Source organism: Chitinophaga sancti, assembly GCF_034087045.1.
Lineage (GTDB): Bacteria > Bacteroidota > Bacteroidia > Chitinophagales > Chitinophagaceae > Chitinophaga > Chitinophaga sancti_B.
Map to the genome: position 1 here is coordinate 1,717,907 of NZ_CP139247.1, position 16,781 is coordinate 1,734,687.

Consider the following 16,781-nt stretch of genomic DNA (forward strand, 5'->3'; position numbering starts at 1 on the left):
CCTCGTTTTATTTTCGGGTACCTAATGGAGATAGGAAGTCCTTTAAGCACTTCTGGGAGGTTTATTTATTTTTGATATACGCTCGTTTTAAATTTATTGTGCTAACAGCAGAAATATTGCCGGTTTCTTATGCAATTCCGGCAGTTGCTTTTTCCACTCTTTAACCGTTTTCGTTTTAATATACTCCTCCGGCCCTGTAATATCCGCTGCTACACATACCAGGGTCGTTTCTTTACAGGTAGTGATAATATCTTTCAACAAGTGATTATTGCGGTAAGGCGTCTCTATAAACAACTGTGTTTGTTGTTTCTTTATCGATTCGAGTTCCAGCTCTTTAATCGCTTTCACGCGCTCAGGTGGCCTCACCGGCAGGTATCCTACAAACTGAAAGTTCTGTCCGTTCATACCCGATGCGATCAATGCCAGCAGCATTGAATTCGGTCCCACCATAGGTATGACCGGTGCATCCACAGTATGTGCCGCCATTACGACCAGGTGCCCGGGATCTGCAATGGCAGGACATCCGGCCTCACTCATGATACCAATGTCTTTCCCTTCCAGCAGCAGCTTCTTAGCCAGTTTAGTATCCGGTGGATGATTTCCATGCATGAGCAATAGCTGTAAGCTATCGATATTAATACTACGGTCCAGCGCTTTTAAGTACCTTCTGGCTGTCCGTTCATTCTCCACAAAGAATACGCTGATCTTTTGTACAGCCGCCGTTATATAAGGCGGAATGGTGTGCAGTGCCTCAGGACTCAGCACAGTAGGAATCAGGTATACTTTACCAGGTTGCTCCATGTAACAGGCGTTTATCAGATAAATGAATAGTTGCAGCAATTACCGCATAGGAAGGAGCCATGATCCATCCTAAAACAGGAATGAACATCATTAAATAAAACACCATACCATTGCCGAGGGCAATACCTCTGTGTGCGCGTATAAATTGAATACTTTGCTTCGTGCTCAGTTTATGTCTTTCACAGCTATAATCTACCATAGAAAAGCCATAGAAATAAGCCTCAATAAAAAAGGCAAACAGGGGTGTGATCCATCCTACTATTGGTATAAACGACAGTACGATCAGTGCAATCACACACAGTGTCTGGTTCAGACTATTGCGTATTGACATCCTGATCCCTCTCATCATATCCTTAAAGAACTGTTGCCAGCTGAAAGGATATTCCTTCCTGTCCATGAGTGCTTCTGTCTTTTCCGACAGGTACGAAAACAGGGGCGAGCCCAATACCAGGAACAGATATTTATAGTAAGAAAAATAAAGTAGCAGGATCATGATACGGATGGAGAGTCCCAGCAGGATAAAAAAGAAACTGATCCAGCTGCTTTCGAGATCCTGGATCCATACTTTTACCGGGAGCAGGTTAAAAAGATATTCAACAAAGTCCCCGGAATATCCCCATACAAAATAGATCCCGGTCATGAACAGTATGCAGTACACAATGCCTGGTATCAGTATCCACTTCCATAACTTGTGCTGCATTATAAACTGATGTGCTTTCCCATAGGCCTGTACGGCCGCCAGTACTTCTCTGAATGAAAACAAAATTCTCGTGTTTTTGAATTAGTTATAGCATTTTTCGCATTGATCGGATTGTAAGTAACTAAAAATCACTGTAAAAACCCTAAAAAATTGAGCTGAGCGGGAATTGCGGGCCCCTTTTGTGATAAAATCCCTGAAAATAGGTATGGCTGTAAAATAAAAGACCTGCCTGTTTGTGGCAGGCAGGTCTTTTTATATTCGTTTATGTCAGACTAGAATCTTGGACAGTTTGTTTTATACTTGTTGTTGTCATTCCTTCTGTGAATGTAGATCACTGAGAGTTCCATACCACCACGGTAGTTAGAAGCAGGTTTCAGTGTAGATACGTTCATATCGTAAGTAAGACCTACGGTAAAACCACCGATTTCCAGGCCTACATAAGGATTGATCGCATCTTTCAGACGGTACCAGCTACCCAGGTAGAATACAGTAGGATTTTCGTCCATACCGCCACTCAGGTCAAAGCCATAGGCACCACCAAAAGTAAACTCGCTGGCAGTGCTCTGTTTCATGTACAATGCACTGGCGTGGATACGGTTTGTACCATTTACAGGGAATGAACCACCTCCATGTACAGTTACGCGGGATGTGAGCCTGTTATTGTTCTGTTGCATGAACGTTTCAGTAGGCTGAGTGATATGGTATAAGGAAACACCTGCGTAAATGTTGGAAGATTCACCGACCAGACCGTTATACAGGATACCGATGTTTGGATCCAGGTAAGAAATGTTCGGATTTGAAATGGTTTCGCCGCTAGGGATAGCAGGGTTGTAACCATTATTGTCTATCTGGTTTTCGAATACCAGTTTGCTTTGATCAAGTCTTTTGGAAACGTATGTAGCCTGTACACCTACAGCGAGGGTATGGTTTCCTTCCGGATCCAGACCTTTGTGGTAAGCAGTACTAAAGCTCAGGTAGGTAGAGGTGAGTGCACCGCCGCCTGTCCTGTCATACATAGCCATCAGACCTACGCCCCAGATATCGGTATAAGAAATGACATTTTTGAGGATGCCGAAGTCTATCGCTGCAGTACCGGTAGTGAAAGGGGTAGAGATGCTTCTCCATTGTTCACGGTAATTACCGGATACTCTGTAGTCACCTGAGAACAGTCCCGTCATAGCAGGATTCAACGTCATTGGAGACGCAAAAAACTGCGAAAAGTGGGGATCCTGCGCCCTGGCGGGGTTCATCAGATAAAGGGTGGTCGTTAAAAACAGCAACACTTTTTTCATAGAGCAATACTTATGTATAGGGTTTCTCGTGCCTACATGTGAAGGTACACAAAGCTCGTCATATCTCAAATTAAAATTATATAACTTTAACACTGAGAAACCTCTAAGTCATTCAGAATTATTGGTTTATTAACTATATTTTTCCCTTACAGAACTACCGATTAACGGGGTAGTTTACTTATTTTGGCTGTATTGTTGCACGTCCTGTCATGATGGCCTGGAATCCTTTCCTGGCGCCGTTCGAATCAATGCGAACCAGACCTGGTTAATACAGGTCCGGTCACTCTCTATACTCGTTTTAGTAAGTTCTTAGTTTTGCAATTTATTTCCAAAGGCAAGGTCACCTGCATCACCCAAACCAGGTACAATGTAACCTTTTGCGGTGAGCTCATCATCAATATCTCCAGCCCAAATGGTCATATTGTTGTCAGCATTTCGTTGTACATATTCGATACCTACTGTACAAGCAATGGCTACCACCAGGTGAATGTGTTTAGGTTTTCCAATGCTCTGCAGGTGTTCGATGGTTTTAACCAGTGATGCACCTGTAGCCAGCATAGGATCGGATATGATTACTACCTGATCTTCGATAGTAGGGCTGGATACATATTCCAGGTTGATATCGAACGATCCGTCATGATTGTGTTTACGGTAAGCCGATATAAAAGCGTGGTCCGCCTTGTCAAAGTAATGAACCAAACCCTGGTGCAGCGCGAGGCCTGCTCTCAGGATGGTAGCCAGTACTGGCTGCTGTTTCAATACCCGGCAATTAGCAATACCCAAAGGGGTTTGCACTTCCCTTTCCTCGTACTCCAATGTTTTGCTGATCTCGTAGGCTGCAATTTCTCCCACTCGCTCCAAATTTCTTCTGAAACGCATTCTGTCCTGCTGAATTTCCATGCTTCTGATTTCACTCAGCCATTCGCCTACGAGTGAATTGGTACTACTCAGATTTACTATCATGGCTGCAAATTACCAATTTTTTCAATCCAAAAAAGAAGGGGCCGATGGAAAAACACCGGCCCCGATAGGTATAAGGCGCACTTTCGAGCTTAAAATATTTCCCCCTTGCAGTAATACTTTGGTTAACAACGGATGAAAGGCCAGCTACTGATTGTCGTCATCTGCCATCACATTGGAATAAGCAGGGGTTCCGTTGTTCAATAATTGCGCTTTTTTAACCAGCTGAATAAATTCTGCCCGATAGCCTTCCTTATCTGCTCCTTTGGCGCTTTCAGCAAGGGTTAGCACCTGTTCATAAGTGGCTTTCCCCTTAAATTCTGAGTTCCTGAGCAGCATACCAAATGCTGCAACAGCAGTAGCCATTTTGAAGTCGTCTGGTATCCGGGTTACCTTTTGCGAATTCCAGCGCATGGTTTGTGTAAAAACCTTACTACTGTTGGATTTTGGCTTTTTATAACGAACATTCACTGTCAGCGCTTCTTCGTTGTAATAAGCATTGGATGGATTCATCTGGTAATACTTCAATGGATAGGTAGCATCGTCGTCTTTGGAAGGCACCACTTCGTAAAGCGCAGTAACAGTGTGACCTGCCCCCATTTCACCCGCATCCTTTTTATCATCCTTAAAATCTTCTGCTGCCAGCATCCTGTTTTCATAACCGATCAGGCGATAAGATTCAATAAAATGAGGGTTAAATTCTACCTGCAGTTTCACATCTTTGGCTATGGTAAAAAGAGTGCCGCCAAACTCTGTCACCAGCGTGCGACGGGCTTCTTCGTAAGTATCGATGTAGGCATAGTTACCATTTCCCTTGTCAGCCAGGATTTCCAGTTTATTGTCTTTGAGATTACCCATTCCAAATCCAAGAACGGAGAGGAAAATGCCCTTTTCTTTTTTGGCAGAAACGAGCTTTTCCAGGTCGCTTTCGCTGGAAACACCTACATTAAAATCACCGTCAGTTGCGATAATTACCCGGTTGTTGCCATCTTCAAGATAGTTGGCAGCGGCAGTATTATAGGCCAGTTGAATGCCTGCCCCACCAGCTGTGGAACCACCAGCTTCCAGTTTATCCAGCGCATCCATGATCGCCATCTTTTCACTACCCGGGGTGGATGGCAATACCACACCTGCAGCACCTGCATACACCACGATGGCTACATGGTCGATAGGACGTAATTGCCGGGTAAGTACTTTCAGTGATTTGATCACCAGTGGCAGCTTGTTTTCTGCACTCATAGACCCTGATACGTCGATGAGGAAAACGAGGTTAGCCGGGGGTAATTTTTCATTAGATACTTCCATTGCTTTCAGGCCGATTCTCACCAGCTGGTGAGTAGGCTCCCAGGGGCATTCGGTCATATCGGTATAGATAGCTACCGGGTCATTGCCGGTAGGAGGTTTGTATTGATAGTCAAAATAATTGATCATTTCTTCCACCCTTACAGCATCGGCAGGAGGGAGTTCTCCATCATTCAGGAAACGACGTACATTGGAGTAGGCGGCCCTGTCTACATCGGCAGCGAAAGTGCTGAGGGGGTGCAGGTTCACCGCCAGGAAACGGTTGTCGTGAATAGGAGCGTAGGTTTCCAGCTCTTCACTATTGACGGTAGAGTAGCTGCAGCCCATAGACCTCATATCTTTTCTGATACCATAACCGGTTACTACTACCTCACTCAACTGTTTATTATCAGGCGCCAGAGAAGCAGAAATCTTTGATTGGTTGCCAGTAACGAGGACTTCCTTTGTTTGATAACCTATAAAACTGATCACTAAAGTAAGGTTCCCTGCCGGTGCCTTGAGGTGGAATTCACCATTTGCATTCGTAATGGTGCCCATACTGGTACCTTTTATCAGTACAGAAACGCTGGGTAATGGCTGGTGGTTGTCTGTATCAGTGATAATACCAGTCAGTGTTCGCTGGGCCTGTGTATTAAGGGTAATCAGCCCTGCCAGCAACAGGAATAGGTACTTTAGCATAGTCATTGAGTTTATTCTGGCTATATGATGCTGGTCAGGGTATTGATTCCATAATCCAATGAAAAAAAAATATCGAATACATTTGCACAAATTTTAGGGCATGGTATACAATGTAATAGGAGTCACTTCAGGGAGCTCACTGGATGGGCTGGACCTGGTGTTTGTAGCTTTGACAGAGGTAAGGGGTAAGTGGACGTACGAGATCAGGGCTGCTGAGCGTAAAGCATATACAGAAGACTGGAAGGAAAAACTGTCAGGTGCAGCGAACCTGCCTGCAAGAGATTATTTTTTGCTACACAGTGAATATGGACATTATATCGGGCATGCGGTAAAGGATTTTATTGCTACCCATGGTTTTGATCACCAGGTACATTTTATTACGACCCATGGACATACTGTGTTCCATATGCCATCGCAAAAGATGACGGCACAGTTGGGAGATGGGGCGGCGATTACTGCGGTAACAGGGTTGTCTGTGATCAGTGATCTGCGGGCCATGGATATTGCCTTAGGTGGTAAGGGTGCGCCTTTATTGCCGGTGGCGGAGCAGTTGCTGTTCCCGAATGTAGCTTATAGGGTGAATCTGGGTGAGAATGCGACTGTTTCTGCACAGAAAGAGGGAGAGTTGGTAGCGTTTGATGTGTGTCCCTGCAATTATGTGTTGGATAGTCTGGCAGAGTCATTGGGTCGTGTATATGATGAAAATGGTCAATTGGCTGCTGGTGGGGTAACAGATCCGAAATTGCTGGATGCGCTGAATGAGTTGGCATATTATGCACAGCCTTATCCAAAAACGCTGACGAATAAATTCGGTACCGGTACGGTGTTACCAATGTTGCAGGGGCATCAGCTGTCTACCCAGGGAAAGCTGAATACATACACAAAACATATTGCTATACAGATTGCAAATGCAGTAAAATTGATTGGTGGGGTAGAAGGCGAAGTGGGTGAAGTATTACTCACCGGCGGTGGTGCGCATAACAGCTTTCTCGTAGAATCAATAAAAGAATCAGGGCTTAAGGTTACTCAACCAGATGCACAGACACTAACATTCCGTACCGCTTTAATGATTGCATTATTAGGCGCATTGCGTTGGAGACAGGAAACAAATGCATTCGCTTCCGTAACGGGTGCAGACCACGACAGTGTAGGCGGTGCACTTTGGAGCAACTAAGAACTTTCCTGGTCGGTCTTTGCTTTTGCCAGTCTGCGTTTTGGCTTGCGCCTTCAAGCGCAAGCCAAAACGCAGACTGGCAATTCCAATGACTTTTGCCTTCGGCAAAAGTCATTGGAATTGCGTTTATTTATTTTCTATTAACGAAGTAAAACTAAAACTATCCCCATCAAACAACCCCTTATCACTCAATTTCAAATGCGGTATTACCAACAACGCCATAAATGACAACGTCATAAACGGCGCTCCCAACTCACTCCCCAATCCCTTCGCCGCCTTATCCAACTGACTATATTGCTCCGCTACTTCATACCCATCCAGGTTACTCATCAACCCCGCCACCGGCAGCGGCAACACCCTTGCCTCGCCACCATCCACCACACTCACTCCACCCTGTGATGCAATCACCGCATTTATAGCCTTTACAATACTCTCATCATCCACACCCACTGCAATAATATTATGACTATCATGCGCCACAGAAGACGCTATCGCCCCCCGCTTAAATCCAAACCGCTTAATAAACGCCAGGGCAACCGGTGCGGCATGATATCTATTTACCACCACTAATTTCAATACGTCACTCTCCACATTACTATGCAATGCACCATCCACCACCGGCAACTCTTCTATCAATGTATTCGTGATCAGCTGACCATCCAGCGCCTCAATCACCTTCACCGTAGCAGTACTACCGTCTGCCACTATACGTAAATCATCAACCGATACCGGCTTACAATCAAAGTTATTAATCACCGGCGCCACCGGTGCCGTGATCAGCGTCTTTCCACCCTCCGCTACTTTCTCGCCATTCACATAAGTCGCCTGTATATTGAACTCCGTAATCTCATTCGTTACAATAAAATCCGCTGCATCACCTACTCTCAGCAACCCAGCAGGAATCTTGTAATGCTCCACCGGGTTAATACACGCCGCCCGCAATACTTTAAACAGGTCCACACCATACGCCAATGCTCTTCGCACCAACACATTGATATGTCCTTCTACTAAATTATCCGGATGCTTATCATCACTACAAAACATCATGTTATCTGCATGAGCATGCAGCAATCCTACCAGTGCATCAAAATTCCTCGCGGCACTTCCTTCCCTGATAAGGATCTTCATCCCATACTTCAATTTATCCAACGCTTCTTCGGCAGTAAAACACTCATGATCCGTACTGATTCCCGCATCAATATACTGCTTCGCTGCATCGCCTCTCAGCCCCGGTGCATGGCCATCTACAGGCTTATTCACTTTCTTTGCCGCCGCAATCTTTGCCATCACATCCGGATCATTGTGCAACACACCCGGGAAGTTCATCATCTCTGTGAGATATAATACTTCAGGCAATGCAAGCAATGCTTCCACATCGCTCACCGTTACCGTAGCACCCGCAGTTTCAAATACAGTAGCAGGCACACAGGAAGGCGCACCAAAACAGAATTTGAAAGGCACTGTTTTCCCGTTATCCAGCATATATTTCACCCCTTCAACACCACATACATTCGCAATCTCATGCGGATCAGATACTGTCGCAATCGTACCATGTACCACCGCCAGTCTCGCAAATTCCGAAGGCGTGAGCATAGAGCTTTCCACATGCACATGTGCATCTACAAACCCTGGTAAAATATATTGCTGATACGTACCGTGATCCTCACTGATACCAGTGATCTTTCCATCCGTTACAGTGATGGTACCCGGATATATACGTTGTGCAGAAATGTCTATGATATTGCCAGATATCTGGAAGTTTTGTGCCATGGTTCTGATTTTAGTAACGTTCTAACATTGCTTTTGCTTCTGCTGCTATTTGTTCCGCCAGTGGTGCAGGCTGTAGCACCTTTACATTTGCACCGTAACTCATCAGCAGCATCGTCAGCTCCTTATTGATCACTACATTGATAGAGATAAGACATTCTTCTGCCGTATCAGATTCAATCTGTTGTGAAGGATGGATGGGTTGTGTCTTGATATACTTACCCTGGTGAGGTGTAAAAGAAAGGAGCACTTTTTCAGGTTCTCCCTGTGGTACCGTCACACCAATAGCATGCTGGAAATAACTGGCATCATCAAAGTTCTTTGCATCAAATTTCTTGTCAGTCGGCCATAGATCCATGATACGATCCAGTGCAAAGGTAAGCAGCGTACCGCCCTTTGCTTTCTGACTCTTACCCACGAGGTAAAAGCGGGATTGATATTCACGTACATGATAGGGCTCTACCCAGTGCTCTTTCGGCTCATTGCGGTCAAAGCTCTGGTACGATATCCTGATCACATCCAGGTTCTTAATAGCATCTACAATCGAAGGAATATGCGATGCTCCTTTGTATTGTGTAGCGCGCGAAAAGCGGATCATGCCTTTGTGTTCCAGCACTTCACGGTTTTGTTTCAGACTGGCGGCTATTTTCAGGATCGCATCTTCAAACTGCTCTATCACAGGCAGACTGCGAAACTGCTCCAATATACCAATAGCGATTTCCAGGCCTTCCAGGTCTGCTTCCTCGATGGGAATATTGTTGATAGAGTAAGTCTCATCTTCATACGCATACGTACCACTCGACCTATCATATACAATAGGGGCGTGGTAATTCAGTTCCGGGTCATGGCGCATATCCTGTATATCCTTTTGGATAGTACGTACAGAGATGCTTTTGTCCATTTTTCGGGAGACAAACTCAATAAGGTCATCGAGGGTGGGTTTTTTCAGACGTTTATTTCGTAACCGCTCATCAATCCAGCGATAACGGGAAACAGCATCCTTATTCTTCGGCATGCAATATTATTTAGGTGCTAAAATTAATGAAATTGATTTTAACGGTACGCAAATCCTCTGCGCGTAGTGCATCTACTTTTGTATAGTCAATAACACGAGATGTATATGAAACAGTTTAAAACAACGCCTTCAGTAAATACATGCCCCGCAATATCAGTAGGACAGATCATCCTGGATGACTCTAACTATATCACTATGTGGGGCAATCTGCAGCAGGGTGACGACTGGACCCGATGCGATTTTGTGACCACTTACGAAGTGCTGAATACCATGCTACGCTACGTTCAGGACAGGAATGATGCTGTTCAGATGACCATTGTAAAGAAGCTGGAAGATATGCAGCAAATACCGGAAATCATCGATCTGGAGGCGGAACTGGGCAGTGTTGTTGTATTTGACAATATGAACTTTTTGTTAACCCGCCCCGGCTTTCGTGAGCAGGGAGAGTGGATAGAATATACTGACGGGGAATGCTACTATATTGAGCAGGTAACCCCGGCCATCCCCGTTAAGAATCACCAGTATGAAATGAAGATAGGACAGTGCATGGACATGCTCTATATGAACTATGAACTGTATCTGGGCTATCTGGAACTGGATTTCGACGAGGATGGCGCCCGTCAGAAAGCTGATCTGTGTGATGATCTCAAATATACCCTTGCTTACTACGCATGGAAGGAAAGAACGATATAAGCTATTCTCTAAACTACCCTCTAAAAACCCGATCCTGACCCCTATGATTGTTGCAATCGTTCAAGCGTGTTATCCCTAATACCTTTGTTCTCAGTTGTTTGTTTTGACCTCAGCCCTGCCTGTTTCCCAGGCAGGGATTTTTTTGCGGAGCTATTCTGGTAAATTTTTCCTTCAGATTTGTAATTATACACCCTGTAGCTGGCGGTATCTCTCAATATCCATCGGTACCTTTACCACGACGCGGTAGATAATAGCCAAGGCAATCGCCGGAGCGTGCCGTTTATCCCCCAAAAAGTGCCGCACCCCTTTATTTTCAAAAATTTAACAGCAAAGTCTATAATATTTGTAGGAAATAACTATTTTTGGTAACGTAACCGTAAAAAGAATAAAATATGAGCTTAAGACTCGGAGATATAGCACCAAACTTTCAGGCTAAAACATCGATAGGCGAAATTGATTTTTACGAATACCTGGGCGATAGCTGGGGAGTATTGTTCTCTCATCCAGCTGATTATACCCCGGTATGTACTACCGAATTAGGTAGAACCGCGGCTTTGAAAGATGAATTCGCTAAACGTAACGTTAAAGTGCTTGCACTCAGTGTTGACCCCGTGGATAAACACCTCGGCTGGATCAATGATATAAACGAAACCCAGAACACCAAAGTGGAGTTCCCTATCATAGCAGACGAAGACAGGAAAGTGTCTAACCTGTACGATATGATCCACCCAAATGCTTCTGAAACTTTCACCGTTAGGTCACTGTTTATCATTGGCCCGGACAAGAAAGTAAAACTCATCATCACTTACCCGGCTTCTACAGGAAGAAACTTCCACGAAGTATTGCGCGTAATTGACTCCCTGCAGCTGACAGCTAACTATCAGGTAGCTACACCAGCAAACTGGCAGGATGGTGAAGATGTGATCGTAACAGCCGCAGTGAAAACGGAAGACATTCCTGCCCGTTTCCCTAAAGGCCACAAGATCATCAAGCCTTATCTGAGAACAACACCTCAGCCAAACAAATAAGGCAGGAACATACATAAGAAACTTTTAAAACCTGCCCACACTGTGGGACAGGTTTTTATTGATAAGAATTTTTAATGGTTGGTTTTTGATTTTTACGAAACGGGGATTTCTCCCCGTTTTTTTATGCCCATATATGCCCTCATGTACCCATATATATTCATAAAACATTCATAAAGAGGGAATTCATCACGGGCAGGAACTCCATTTTTAGAAAAAAACATTCATCAAAGAGGAAGTTCACTAACGAGGATAAACCCCCATTTTTAGGAAAAAAATTTATGAAAGAGGTAATTCACCAACGAGGATGAACCCAATTTTCAGGAAAAACATTCATGAAATGGGGGGATTTACCAACAGGCATGAATCACATTTCATAAAAAAAGGCTGCCCCTGGTCAGAGCAGCCTCAATATCAAAAGATCTGAAGATCAAAACATCAAAACACTTACAACACCAGCTTAGGCACATACCCGCTGCTATTCTTGCGCAGCTGTGTCACCACCGCCTGGATATCCTTGGCCAATGGCGCCTCTGCTACCTGTTTTTCTCCCTGCTGATCAGTAAAGTGCAGCTGGAAGGAATGCAAGGCTAATCTGCTCAGCAATGGGCGTTCTTCCACATCATGCTTACCCAGCTTATAGGTCTTTTTGATAGCAGACAGTAGGATAGGAGTATTGGTACCATACATCTCATCTACTGCTATCGGGTGGCCTATATGCTTCATGTGTACCCTGATCTGGTGGGTACGGCCGGTATGAATCTGAAGTTTTACGAGGCTATACAGGCCAAATGCTTCCAGTACTTCATAATCCGTGTGGGCGTTTTTACCCTTTTTAGCGGTCACCATCTTACCCTTTGTGATCGGGTGTTCAGCAATGGCTTCCTCGATGGTGCCGGTAGCTGGCGTCAGCTGACCGTTCACCAGCCCCAGGTAGAACTTCTGAACATTTCTGCCTTCGAATGCCTGGGAGTAATACTTGTGTGCCACTTCGTTTTTAGCAAAGAGGATCACTCCACTTGTATCCTTGTCCAGTCTGTGTACGGTAAAGATATTACCATAGTGCTTTTTCAGCAGTCCCTGAATAGAAGACAGCTGGTTGTCGTGCCTGTCCGGAATGGTCAGCACACCTGCCGGTTTGTTGATGATCACATAGTCCGGCGTTTCTTTTATAATCAGGTCGTTAATGCGCATAGTTTATTTAAAATGCAATGCTTGAGCCGAATGAATTCTTTTTAAGTCAGGTATCGCAGCAGTTCGTTATTTGTAATGCCTGGGCAGAGTGAACTCCTTTTCAGGCAAACACCGCAGCGGAACCTTATTTAAAATGCTTAAGCAGGATGATTTCCTTTTCGGTCAGGTAGCGCCAGTGGCCCCTGTTGATGTTCTTCTTTGTTAATCCCGCGTAAGTCACACGATCCAGTTTCTCCACTTCATATTCCAGGTGTTCGAAAATACGGCGAACGATACGGTTCTTGCCGCTATGAATTTCGATACCTATCTGTGTTTTATCAGCGTTGTCTACATATCCCAGTACATCTACATTCGCCACACCATCTTCCAGGGTCACACCTGCCAGGATGGCTTCAAAGTGTGCTTTGGTAAGGGGTTTGTTCAGTCCCACGTGATAGATCTTACGGATGTTGTGCTTAGGATGTGAGAGTTTCTGTGCCAGTTCACCATCGTTGGTGAGCAGGAGCAAACCAGAGGTGTTACGGTCCAGGCGACCTACAGGGTATACTCTTTCTTCTTCGGTAGCATCCTGGATCAGTTCCATCACCGTCTTACGGCCTTCAGGGTCGTCAGTAGTGGTGATGTAGCCTTTTGGTTTGTTCAGGAGAATGTACACCAGGTTTTTCTGGATGTGCATTTTCTTACCAAGGATGGTTACTTCGTCTCTCTTAGTGACTTTGAAGGCAGGTTCGGTGATGACGGTACCATTTACAGTGATCTTACCTTCTTTTACATAGTCTACAGCTTTACGACGGGAGCAAAGGCCGCAATGAGCGATGTATTTGTTCAGTGGCATTTCGCCTTCGATCGCTACACCAGATTCTTCTCTGTCGCTTTTTTTGCCGAAAGAACCTGTGGAAGATCCTTGACGGTCGCGTCTTGCAGCAGTTTTACGTTCCTGTCTGGCCGCAAAACGCTCATTGGTATTGTCGAAATATTTCTTGCGGTTGAAACCACTTGGGGTTTCACGCTCATCTTTACCTTTTCTGTCACTACGATCAGTACCATGGAAGGCGCTGTCATCACGTTTCGCACCTGGTTTAGGTTTGAAAGGTGTTCTGCCATTGGCAGTTTTTAGCGCTGGTTTTATTCTGTTACGGCGGGAAGCATCCTCGCCATCAGTTTGATCTTTCTTTTTAAATGCAGGAAGTGGTTCACCATTTTCGTCTTTGCCAGCGGGGCGGCGTGCAGGACGCTCATCGCTTTTACGGCCACGGAAACCTTCTCCATCATTACTCTTACGACCACGGAAACCTTCTCCATCATCACTCTTACGGCCACGGAAACCTTCTCCATCATCACTCTTACGACCACGGAAACCTTCTCCATCGTTCTTACGAGGGCGAAAACCTTCTCCATCACTCTTACGGCCACGGAAACCTTCTCCATCATCACTCTTACGACCACGGAAACCTTCTCCATCGTTCTTACGAGGGCGAAAACCTTCTCCATCGTTCTTACGAGGACGAAAACCTTCTCCATCGTTCTTACGTGCCTGGAAACCTTCTCCATCGTTCTTACGAGGGCGGAAACCTTCTCCCTCATTCTTACGTGGACGGAAACCCTCTCCATCATTCTTGCGCGGACGAAATTCTCCATCATTCTCTTTGCGTGGCGGACGTCCGCCAGCAGCACTACGTTTCGCCGGGCGGGAATCATTTCCCTTTGCCCTGGATTTATTTTCCTTGAAAGGAGAGAATCCTTTTTTAGCAGGTGTATTTTTCTTCATCTGTTAGTATTAAAATTTAAAAAAAGAGGAGATCAGCCTTTATTTGCCAGCTGACCACAAGCCGCGTCAATATCTTTACCACGGCTGCGGCGGAGACGGGCATTGACCCGGTTTTTACCCAGGTATTCCATAAAAGCATCTGCCACTTCTTCTTCCGGTTTCTGGAAGCGCGCATTGGAGATGGGATTGTATTCTATAATATTTACCAGATCGGCCGGCACCTGTCTGTAGATGCGGATCAGCTCATCGGCATCCTGTAAGGAGTCGTTGAAGTCTTTGAACAATATATATTCGAAGGAGATCTGGCTTTGTGTTTGTTTGTAGAAGTAGTTGAGCGCCTCTATCAGTACTTTGAGGTTATTTGTTTCGTTGATAGGCATGATCTGGCTGCGCTTCTGATCATTGGCGGCGTGCAGGGACAGGGCGAGGTTGAATTTCACCTTGTCGTCTCCCAGCTGACGGATCATCTTGGATACGCCGGCAGTGGATACGGTGATCCTCTTTGGAGACATCCCCAATCCATCCGGACTGGTGATGCGCTCGATGCTCGCCAGTACATTTTTGTAGTTGAGCAGGGGTTCACCCATACCCATAAATACGATATTGCTCAGTTTCTTGCCGTAGGCACTCATGGCCTGGTCGTTCAGAAGGGCTACCTCATCGAAGATTTCATCGAATTCGAGGTTACGTTTACGATCCATATACCCTGTAGCACAGAATTTACAGCTCAGGCTGCAACCTACCTGTGAGGATACGCAGGCAGTTTGCCTGGTATCAGTAGGTATCAGTACGCCTTCTACAAGGTGACCGTCATGTAATTTGAATCGACTTTTGATAGTGCCGTCTTCGCTATGTTGGGTGGTATCGACCTGTACGGCAGGTAAAGTGAAGTGTTCTTCCAGCTTGGCGCGTAGCTCTCTGGAAAGGTTGGTCATTCCGTCAAAACTGGTTGCATGTTTGAGCCACAGCCACTCATACACCTGTTTGGCCCTGAAGGGCTTTTCCCCAATAGACCCGAAGTATTCCTGTATCTCTGACAGACTCAGCTGCCGGATATTCGTTTTGCCCAATTTCATTCCTGACCTTTATGTGATATAATGTCTGCCTTACGGCAGTCGGTATTAATCTGCGAAGATACGTAAATTTTTATCGTCCAAAAATCCCCTACATTTACAACCTTTTATTAACCAAAGCAATCCTCCAAGCAATGCAAGCTGCTTATATAGTAGACGCAGTGCGTACCCCAATTGGCCGCTATGGCGGGGTGTTAAGCACTATTAGGCCCGACGATATGCTGGCCCTCCTTATCCGATCGATGATGGAACGAAATCCCACCCTGGACCCCAACAGCATCGAAGATGTGATAGCCGGGGCTACCAACCAGGCAGGGGAAGATAACAGGGATGTGGCCAGAATGTCTGCACTACTGGCAGGATTGCCGGTATCAGTAGCAGGCAATACCGTGAACAGGCTTTGTGCCTCCGGTATGCAGGCGGTGATGGATGCTGCCAGGGCGATTATGTGTGGAGAAGGAGATGTGTACCTGGCTGGTGGGGTCGAAAGCATGACCCGTGCTCCCCTTGTGATGCCCAAACCCGATGCCGCCTACAGCCGTAAAACAGAAATAGTAGATTCTACCATAGGCTGGCGTTTTACCAACAAGAAGCTGGCGGATATGTATTATCCCTATTCTATGGGCGAAACTGCGGAAAATATTGCTACCCGCTGGAAGATCTCCCGCGAAGCCCAGGATGAATTTGCCCTTGCCAGCCAGATAAAGTACAAAGCCGCACTGGATGCAGGTATCTGGCCAAGAGAAATCATTCCCGTACCCATTACTCCCAATAAGCAGGAACAGGTGGTGATCACCAATGACGAACATCCAAGGGAAACTTCATTAGAAAAATTAGCCGGGTTACGTCCTGCCTTTGCAAAAGAAGGTAGTGTCACAGCGGGTAACAGTGCCGGTATCAACGATGGCGCTGCCCTTGTATTGATAGTATCCGAACAGGCTTTGAAGCAATATAACCTCAAGCCCCTCATGCAGGTAAAATCCATGGCAGTAGCGGGTGTGGACCCGGCTATAATGGGCATAGGCCCGGTACCGGCTACAGAAAAAGCACTGAAGCGCGCAGGCATTACTGCCAGTCAGCTGGATCTGATAGAACTGAATGAAGCTTTTGCCGTACAGGCCTTGGCTTGTATACAGGACTTAGGGCTGGATCCGTCAAAGATTAATGTAAATGGTGGATCCATTGCTATGGGCCATCCGCTGGGATGTACGGGCGCAAGGATAGTAGGCACCCTGGGGCACGAAATGAAACGCCTGCAGGGAGTGAAATACGGTTTGACCACCATGTGTGTGGGGGTAGGACAGGGAGCCGCTATGATCTTCGAAAATCTGTAAATGCA

The 16,781-nt window shown here is 45.7% G+C and carries 14 protein-coding genes; 4 read left to right on the forward strand and 10 right to left on the reverse strand.

Going from position 1 to position 16,781, the window contains the following annotated elements; translation table 11 throughout:
* Positions 1-93: 93 nt before the first annotated feature.
* The 5 genes from SIO70_RS07255 to SIO70_RS07275 form a co-directional block, all read right to left on the reverse strand.
* A complete protein-coding gene (locus tag SIO70_RS07255) occupies positions 94-801 on the reverse strand; it encodes an SAM-dependent methyltransferase (protein WP_320580278.1) in 708 nt (235 codons plus the stop codon).
* The gene (locus SIO70_RS07260) at positions 785-1,564 is read right to left on the reverse strand and encodes an EI24 domain-containing protein (protein WP_320580279.1); all 780 of its coding nucleotides are present in this window, start codon (positions 1,562-1,564) and stop codon (positions 785-787) included. Before SIO70_RS07260 ends, SIO70_RS07255 begins: the two co-directional genes overlap by 17 nt.
* Positions 1,565-1,773: 209 nt before the next feature.
* A complete protein-coding gene (locus SIO70_RS07265; RefSeq protein WP_320580280.1) occupies positions 1,774-2,793 on the reverse strand; it encodes a PorP/SprF family type IX secretion system membrane protein in 1,020 nt (339 codons plus the stop codon).
* A gap of 309 nt (positions 2,794-3,102) precedes the next feature.
* Positions 3,103-3,756 (reverse strand): uracil phosphoribosyltransferase, encoded by a 654-nt coding sequence (gene upp, locus SIO70_RS07270; RefSeq protein ID WP_320580281.1) that lies wholly within the window; start codon positions 3,754-3,756, stop codon positions 3,103-3,105.
* 144 nt (positions 3,757-3,900) lie between these two features.
* Positions 3,901-5,733: a vWA domain-containing protein gene (locus SIO70_RS07275; protein ID WP_320580282.1), complete on the reverse strand. Its 1,833-nt coding sequence runs from the start codon at positions 5,731-5,733 to the stop codon at positions 3,901-3,903.
* Between the two features lie 100 nt (positions 5,734-5,833).
* Between SIO70_RS07275 and SIO70_RS07280 the strand changes: the two genes are divergently transcribed.
* Positions 5,834-6,907 carry an anhydro-N-acetylmuramic acid kinase gene (locus tag SIO70_RS07280; RefSeq protein WP_320580283.1) on the forward strand — a complete coding sequence of 358 codons (1,074 nt, stop codon included), beginning with the start codon at positions 5,834-5,836 and terminating at the stop codon, positions 6,905-6,907.
* A gap of 126 nt (positions 6,908-7,033) precedes the next feature.
* On the opposite strand, the gene ade is transcribed toward SIO70_RS07280, so the two are convergent.
* Positions 7,034-8,677, reverse strand: a complete 1,644-nt coding sequence (ade, locus tag SIO70_RS07285; RefSeq protein WP_320580284.1) for an adenine deaminase — start codon at positions 8,675-8,677, stop codon at positions 7,034-7,036.
* 10 nt (positions 8,678-8,687) lie between these two features.
* Positions 8,688-9,689, reverse strand: coding sequence for a WYL domain-containing protein (locus tag SIO70_RS07290; RefSeq protein ID WP_320580285.1), 1,002 nt, complete (start codon positions 9,687-9,689; stop codon positions 8,688-8,690).
* Between the two features lie 105 nt (positions 9,690-9,794).
* Here SIO70_RS07290 and SIO70_RS07295 point away from each other — a divergent pair, with 105 nt between their 5' ends.
* Together SIO70_RS07295 and SIO70_RS07300 are read left to right on the forward strand one after the other, a co-directional pair.
* The gene (locus tag SIO70_RS07295; protein ID WP_320580286.1) at positions 9,795-10,382 is read left to right on the forward strand and encodes a hypothetical protein; all 588 of its coding nucleotides are present in this window, start codon (positions 9,795-9,797) and stop codon (positions 10,380-10,382) included.
* A gap of 392 nt (positions 10,383-10,774) precedes the next feature.
* On the forward strand, positions 10,775-11,410 hold the full coding sequence (locus SIO70_RS07300; RefSeq protein ID WP_320580287.1) for a peroxiredoxin: 636 nt from the start codon (positions 10,775-10,777) through the stop codon (positions 11,408-11,410).
* Between the two features lie 444 nt (positions 11,411-11,854).
* Here the strand turns inward: SIO70_RS07300 and SIO70_RS07305 are convergent, their stop codons facing one another.
* The 3 genes from SIO70_RS07305 to rlmN form a co-directional block, all read right to left on the reverse strand.
* The gene (locus tag SIO70_RS07305) at positions 11,855-12,601 is read right to left on the reverse strand and encodes an RluA family pseudouridine synthase (protein WP_320580288.1); all 747 of its coding nucleotides are present in this window, start codon (positions 12,599-12,601) and stop codon (positions 11,855-11,857) included.
* 124 nt (positions 12,602-12,725) lie between these two features.
* A complete protein-coding gene (locus SIO70_RS07310; RefSeq protein WP_320580289.1) occupies positions 12,726-14,369 on the reverse strand; it encodes a pseudouridine synthase in 1,644 nt (547 codons plus the stop codon).
* A gap of 32 nt (positions 14,370-14,401) precedes the next feature.
* A complete protein-coding gene (gene rlmN / locus SIO70_RS07315; RefSeq protein WP_320580290.1) occupies positions 14,402-15,445 on the reverse strand; it encodes a 23S rRNA (adenine(2503)-C(2))-methyltransferase RlmN in 1,044 nt (347 codons plus the stop codon).
* Between the two features lie 131 nt (positions 15,446-15,576).
* Here rlmN and SIO70_RS07320 point away from each other — a divergent pair, with 131 nt between their 5' ends.
* Entirely contained in the window at positions 15,577-16,776 is a 1,200-nt protein-coding gene (locus SIO70_RS07320; protein WP_320580291.1) for an acetyl-CoA C-acyltransferase, read from the forward strand.
* The last annotated feature ends 5 nt before the right edge of the window (positions 16,777-16,781 follow it).

Excerpts from the sequence above, each read along its gene's own strand:
- ade (WP_320580284.1), bottom strand. The coding sequence starts at position 8,677 with ATGGCACAAAACTTCCAGATATCTGGCAATATCATAGACATTTCTGCA.
- SIO70_RS07295 (WP_320580286.1), top strand. The coding sequence starts at position 9,795 with ATGAAACAGTTTAAAACAACGCCTTCAGTAAATACATGCCCCGCAATA.
- SIO70_RS07310 (WP_320580289.1), bottom strand. The coding sequence starts at position 14,369 with ATGAAGAAAAATACACCTGCTAAAAAAGGATTCTCTCCTTTCAAGGAA.
- SIO70_RS07275 (WP_320580282.1), bottom strand. The coding sequence starts at position 5,733 with ATGCTAAAGTACCTATTCCTGTTGCTGGCAGGGCTGATTACCCTTAAT.
- SIO70_RS07280 (WP_320580283.1), top strand. The coding sequence starts at position 5,834 with ATGGTATACAATGTAATAGGAGTCACTTCAGGGAGCTCACTGGATGGG.
- SIO70_RS07305 (WP_320580288.1), bottom strand. The coding sequence starts at position 12,601 with ATGCGCATTAACGACCTGATTATAAAAGAAACGCCGGACTATGTGATC.
- rlmN (WP_320580290.1), bottom strand. The coding sequence starts at position 15,445 with ATGAAATTGGGCAAAACGAATATCCGGCAGCTGAGTCTGTCAGAGATA.
- SIO70_RS07300 (WP_320580287.1), top strand. The coding sequence starts at position 10,775 with ATGAGCTTAAGACTCGGAGATATAGCACCAAACTTTCAGGCTAAAACA.
- upp (WP_320580281.1), bottom strand. The coding sequence starts at position 3,756 with ATGATAGTAAATCTGAGTAGTACCAATTCACTCGTAGGCGAATGGCTG.
- SIO70_RS07320 (WP_320580291.1), top strand. The coding sequence starts at position 15,577 with ATGCAAGCTGCTTATATAGTAGACGCAGTGCGTACCCCAATTGGCCGC.
- SIO70_RS07255 (WP_320580278.1), bottom strand. The coding sequence starts at position 801 with ATGGAGCAACCTGGTAAAGTATACCTGATTCCTACTGTGCTGAGTCCT.
- SIO70_RS07290 (WP_320580285.1), bottom strand. The coding sequence starts at position 9,689 with ATGCCGAAGAATAAGGATGCTGTTTCCCGTTATCGCTGGATTGATGAG.
- SIO70_RS07265 (WP_320580280.1), bottom strand. The coding sequence starts at position 2,793 with ATGAAAAAAGTGTTGCTGTTTTTAACGACCACCCTTTATCTGATGAAC.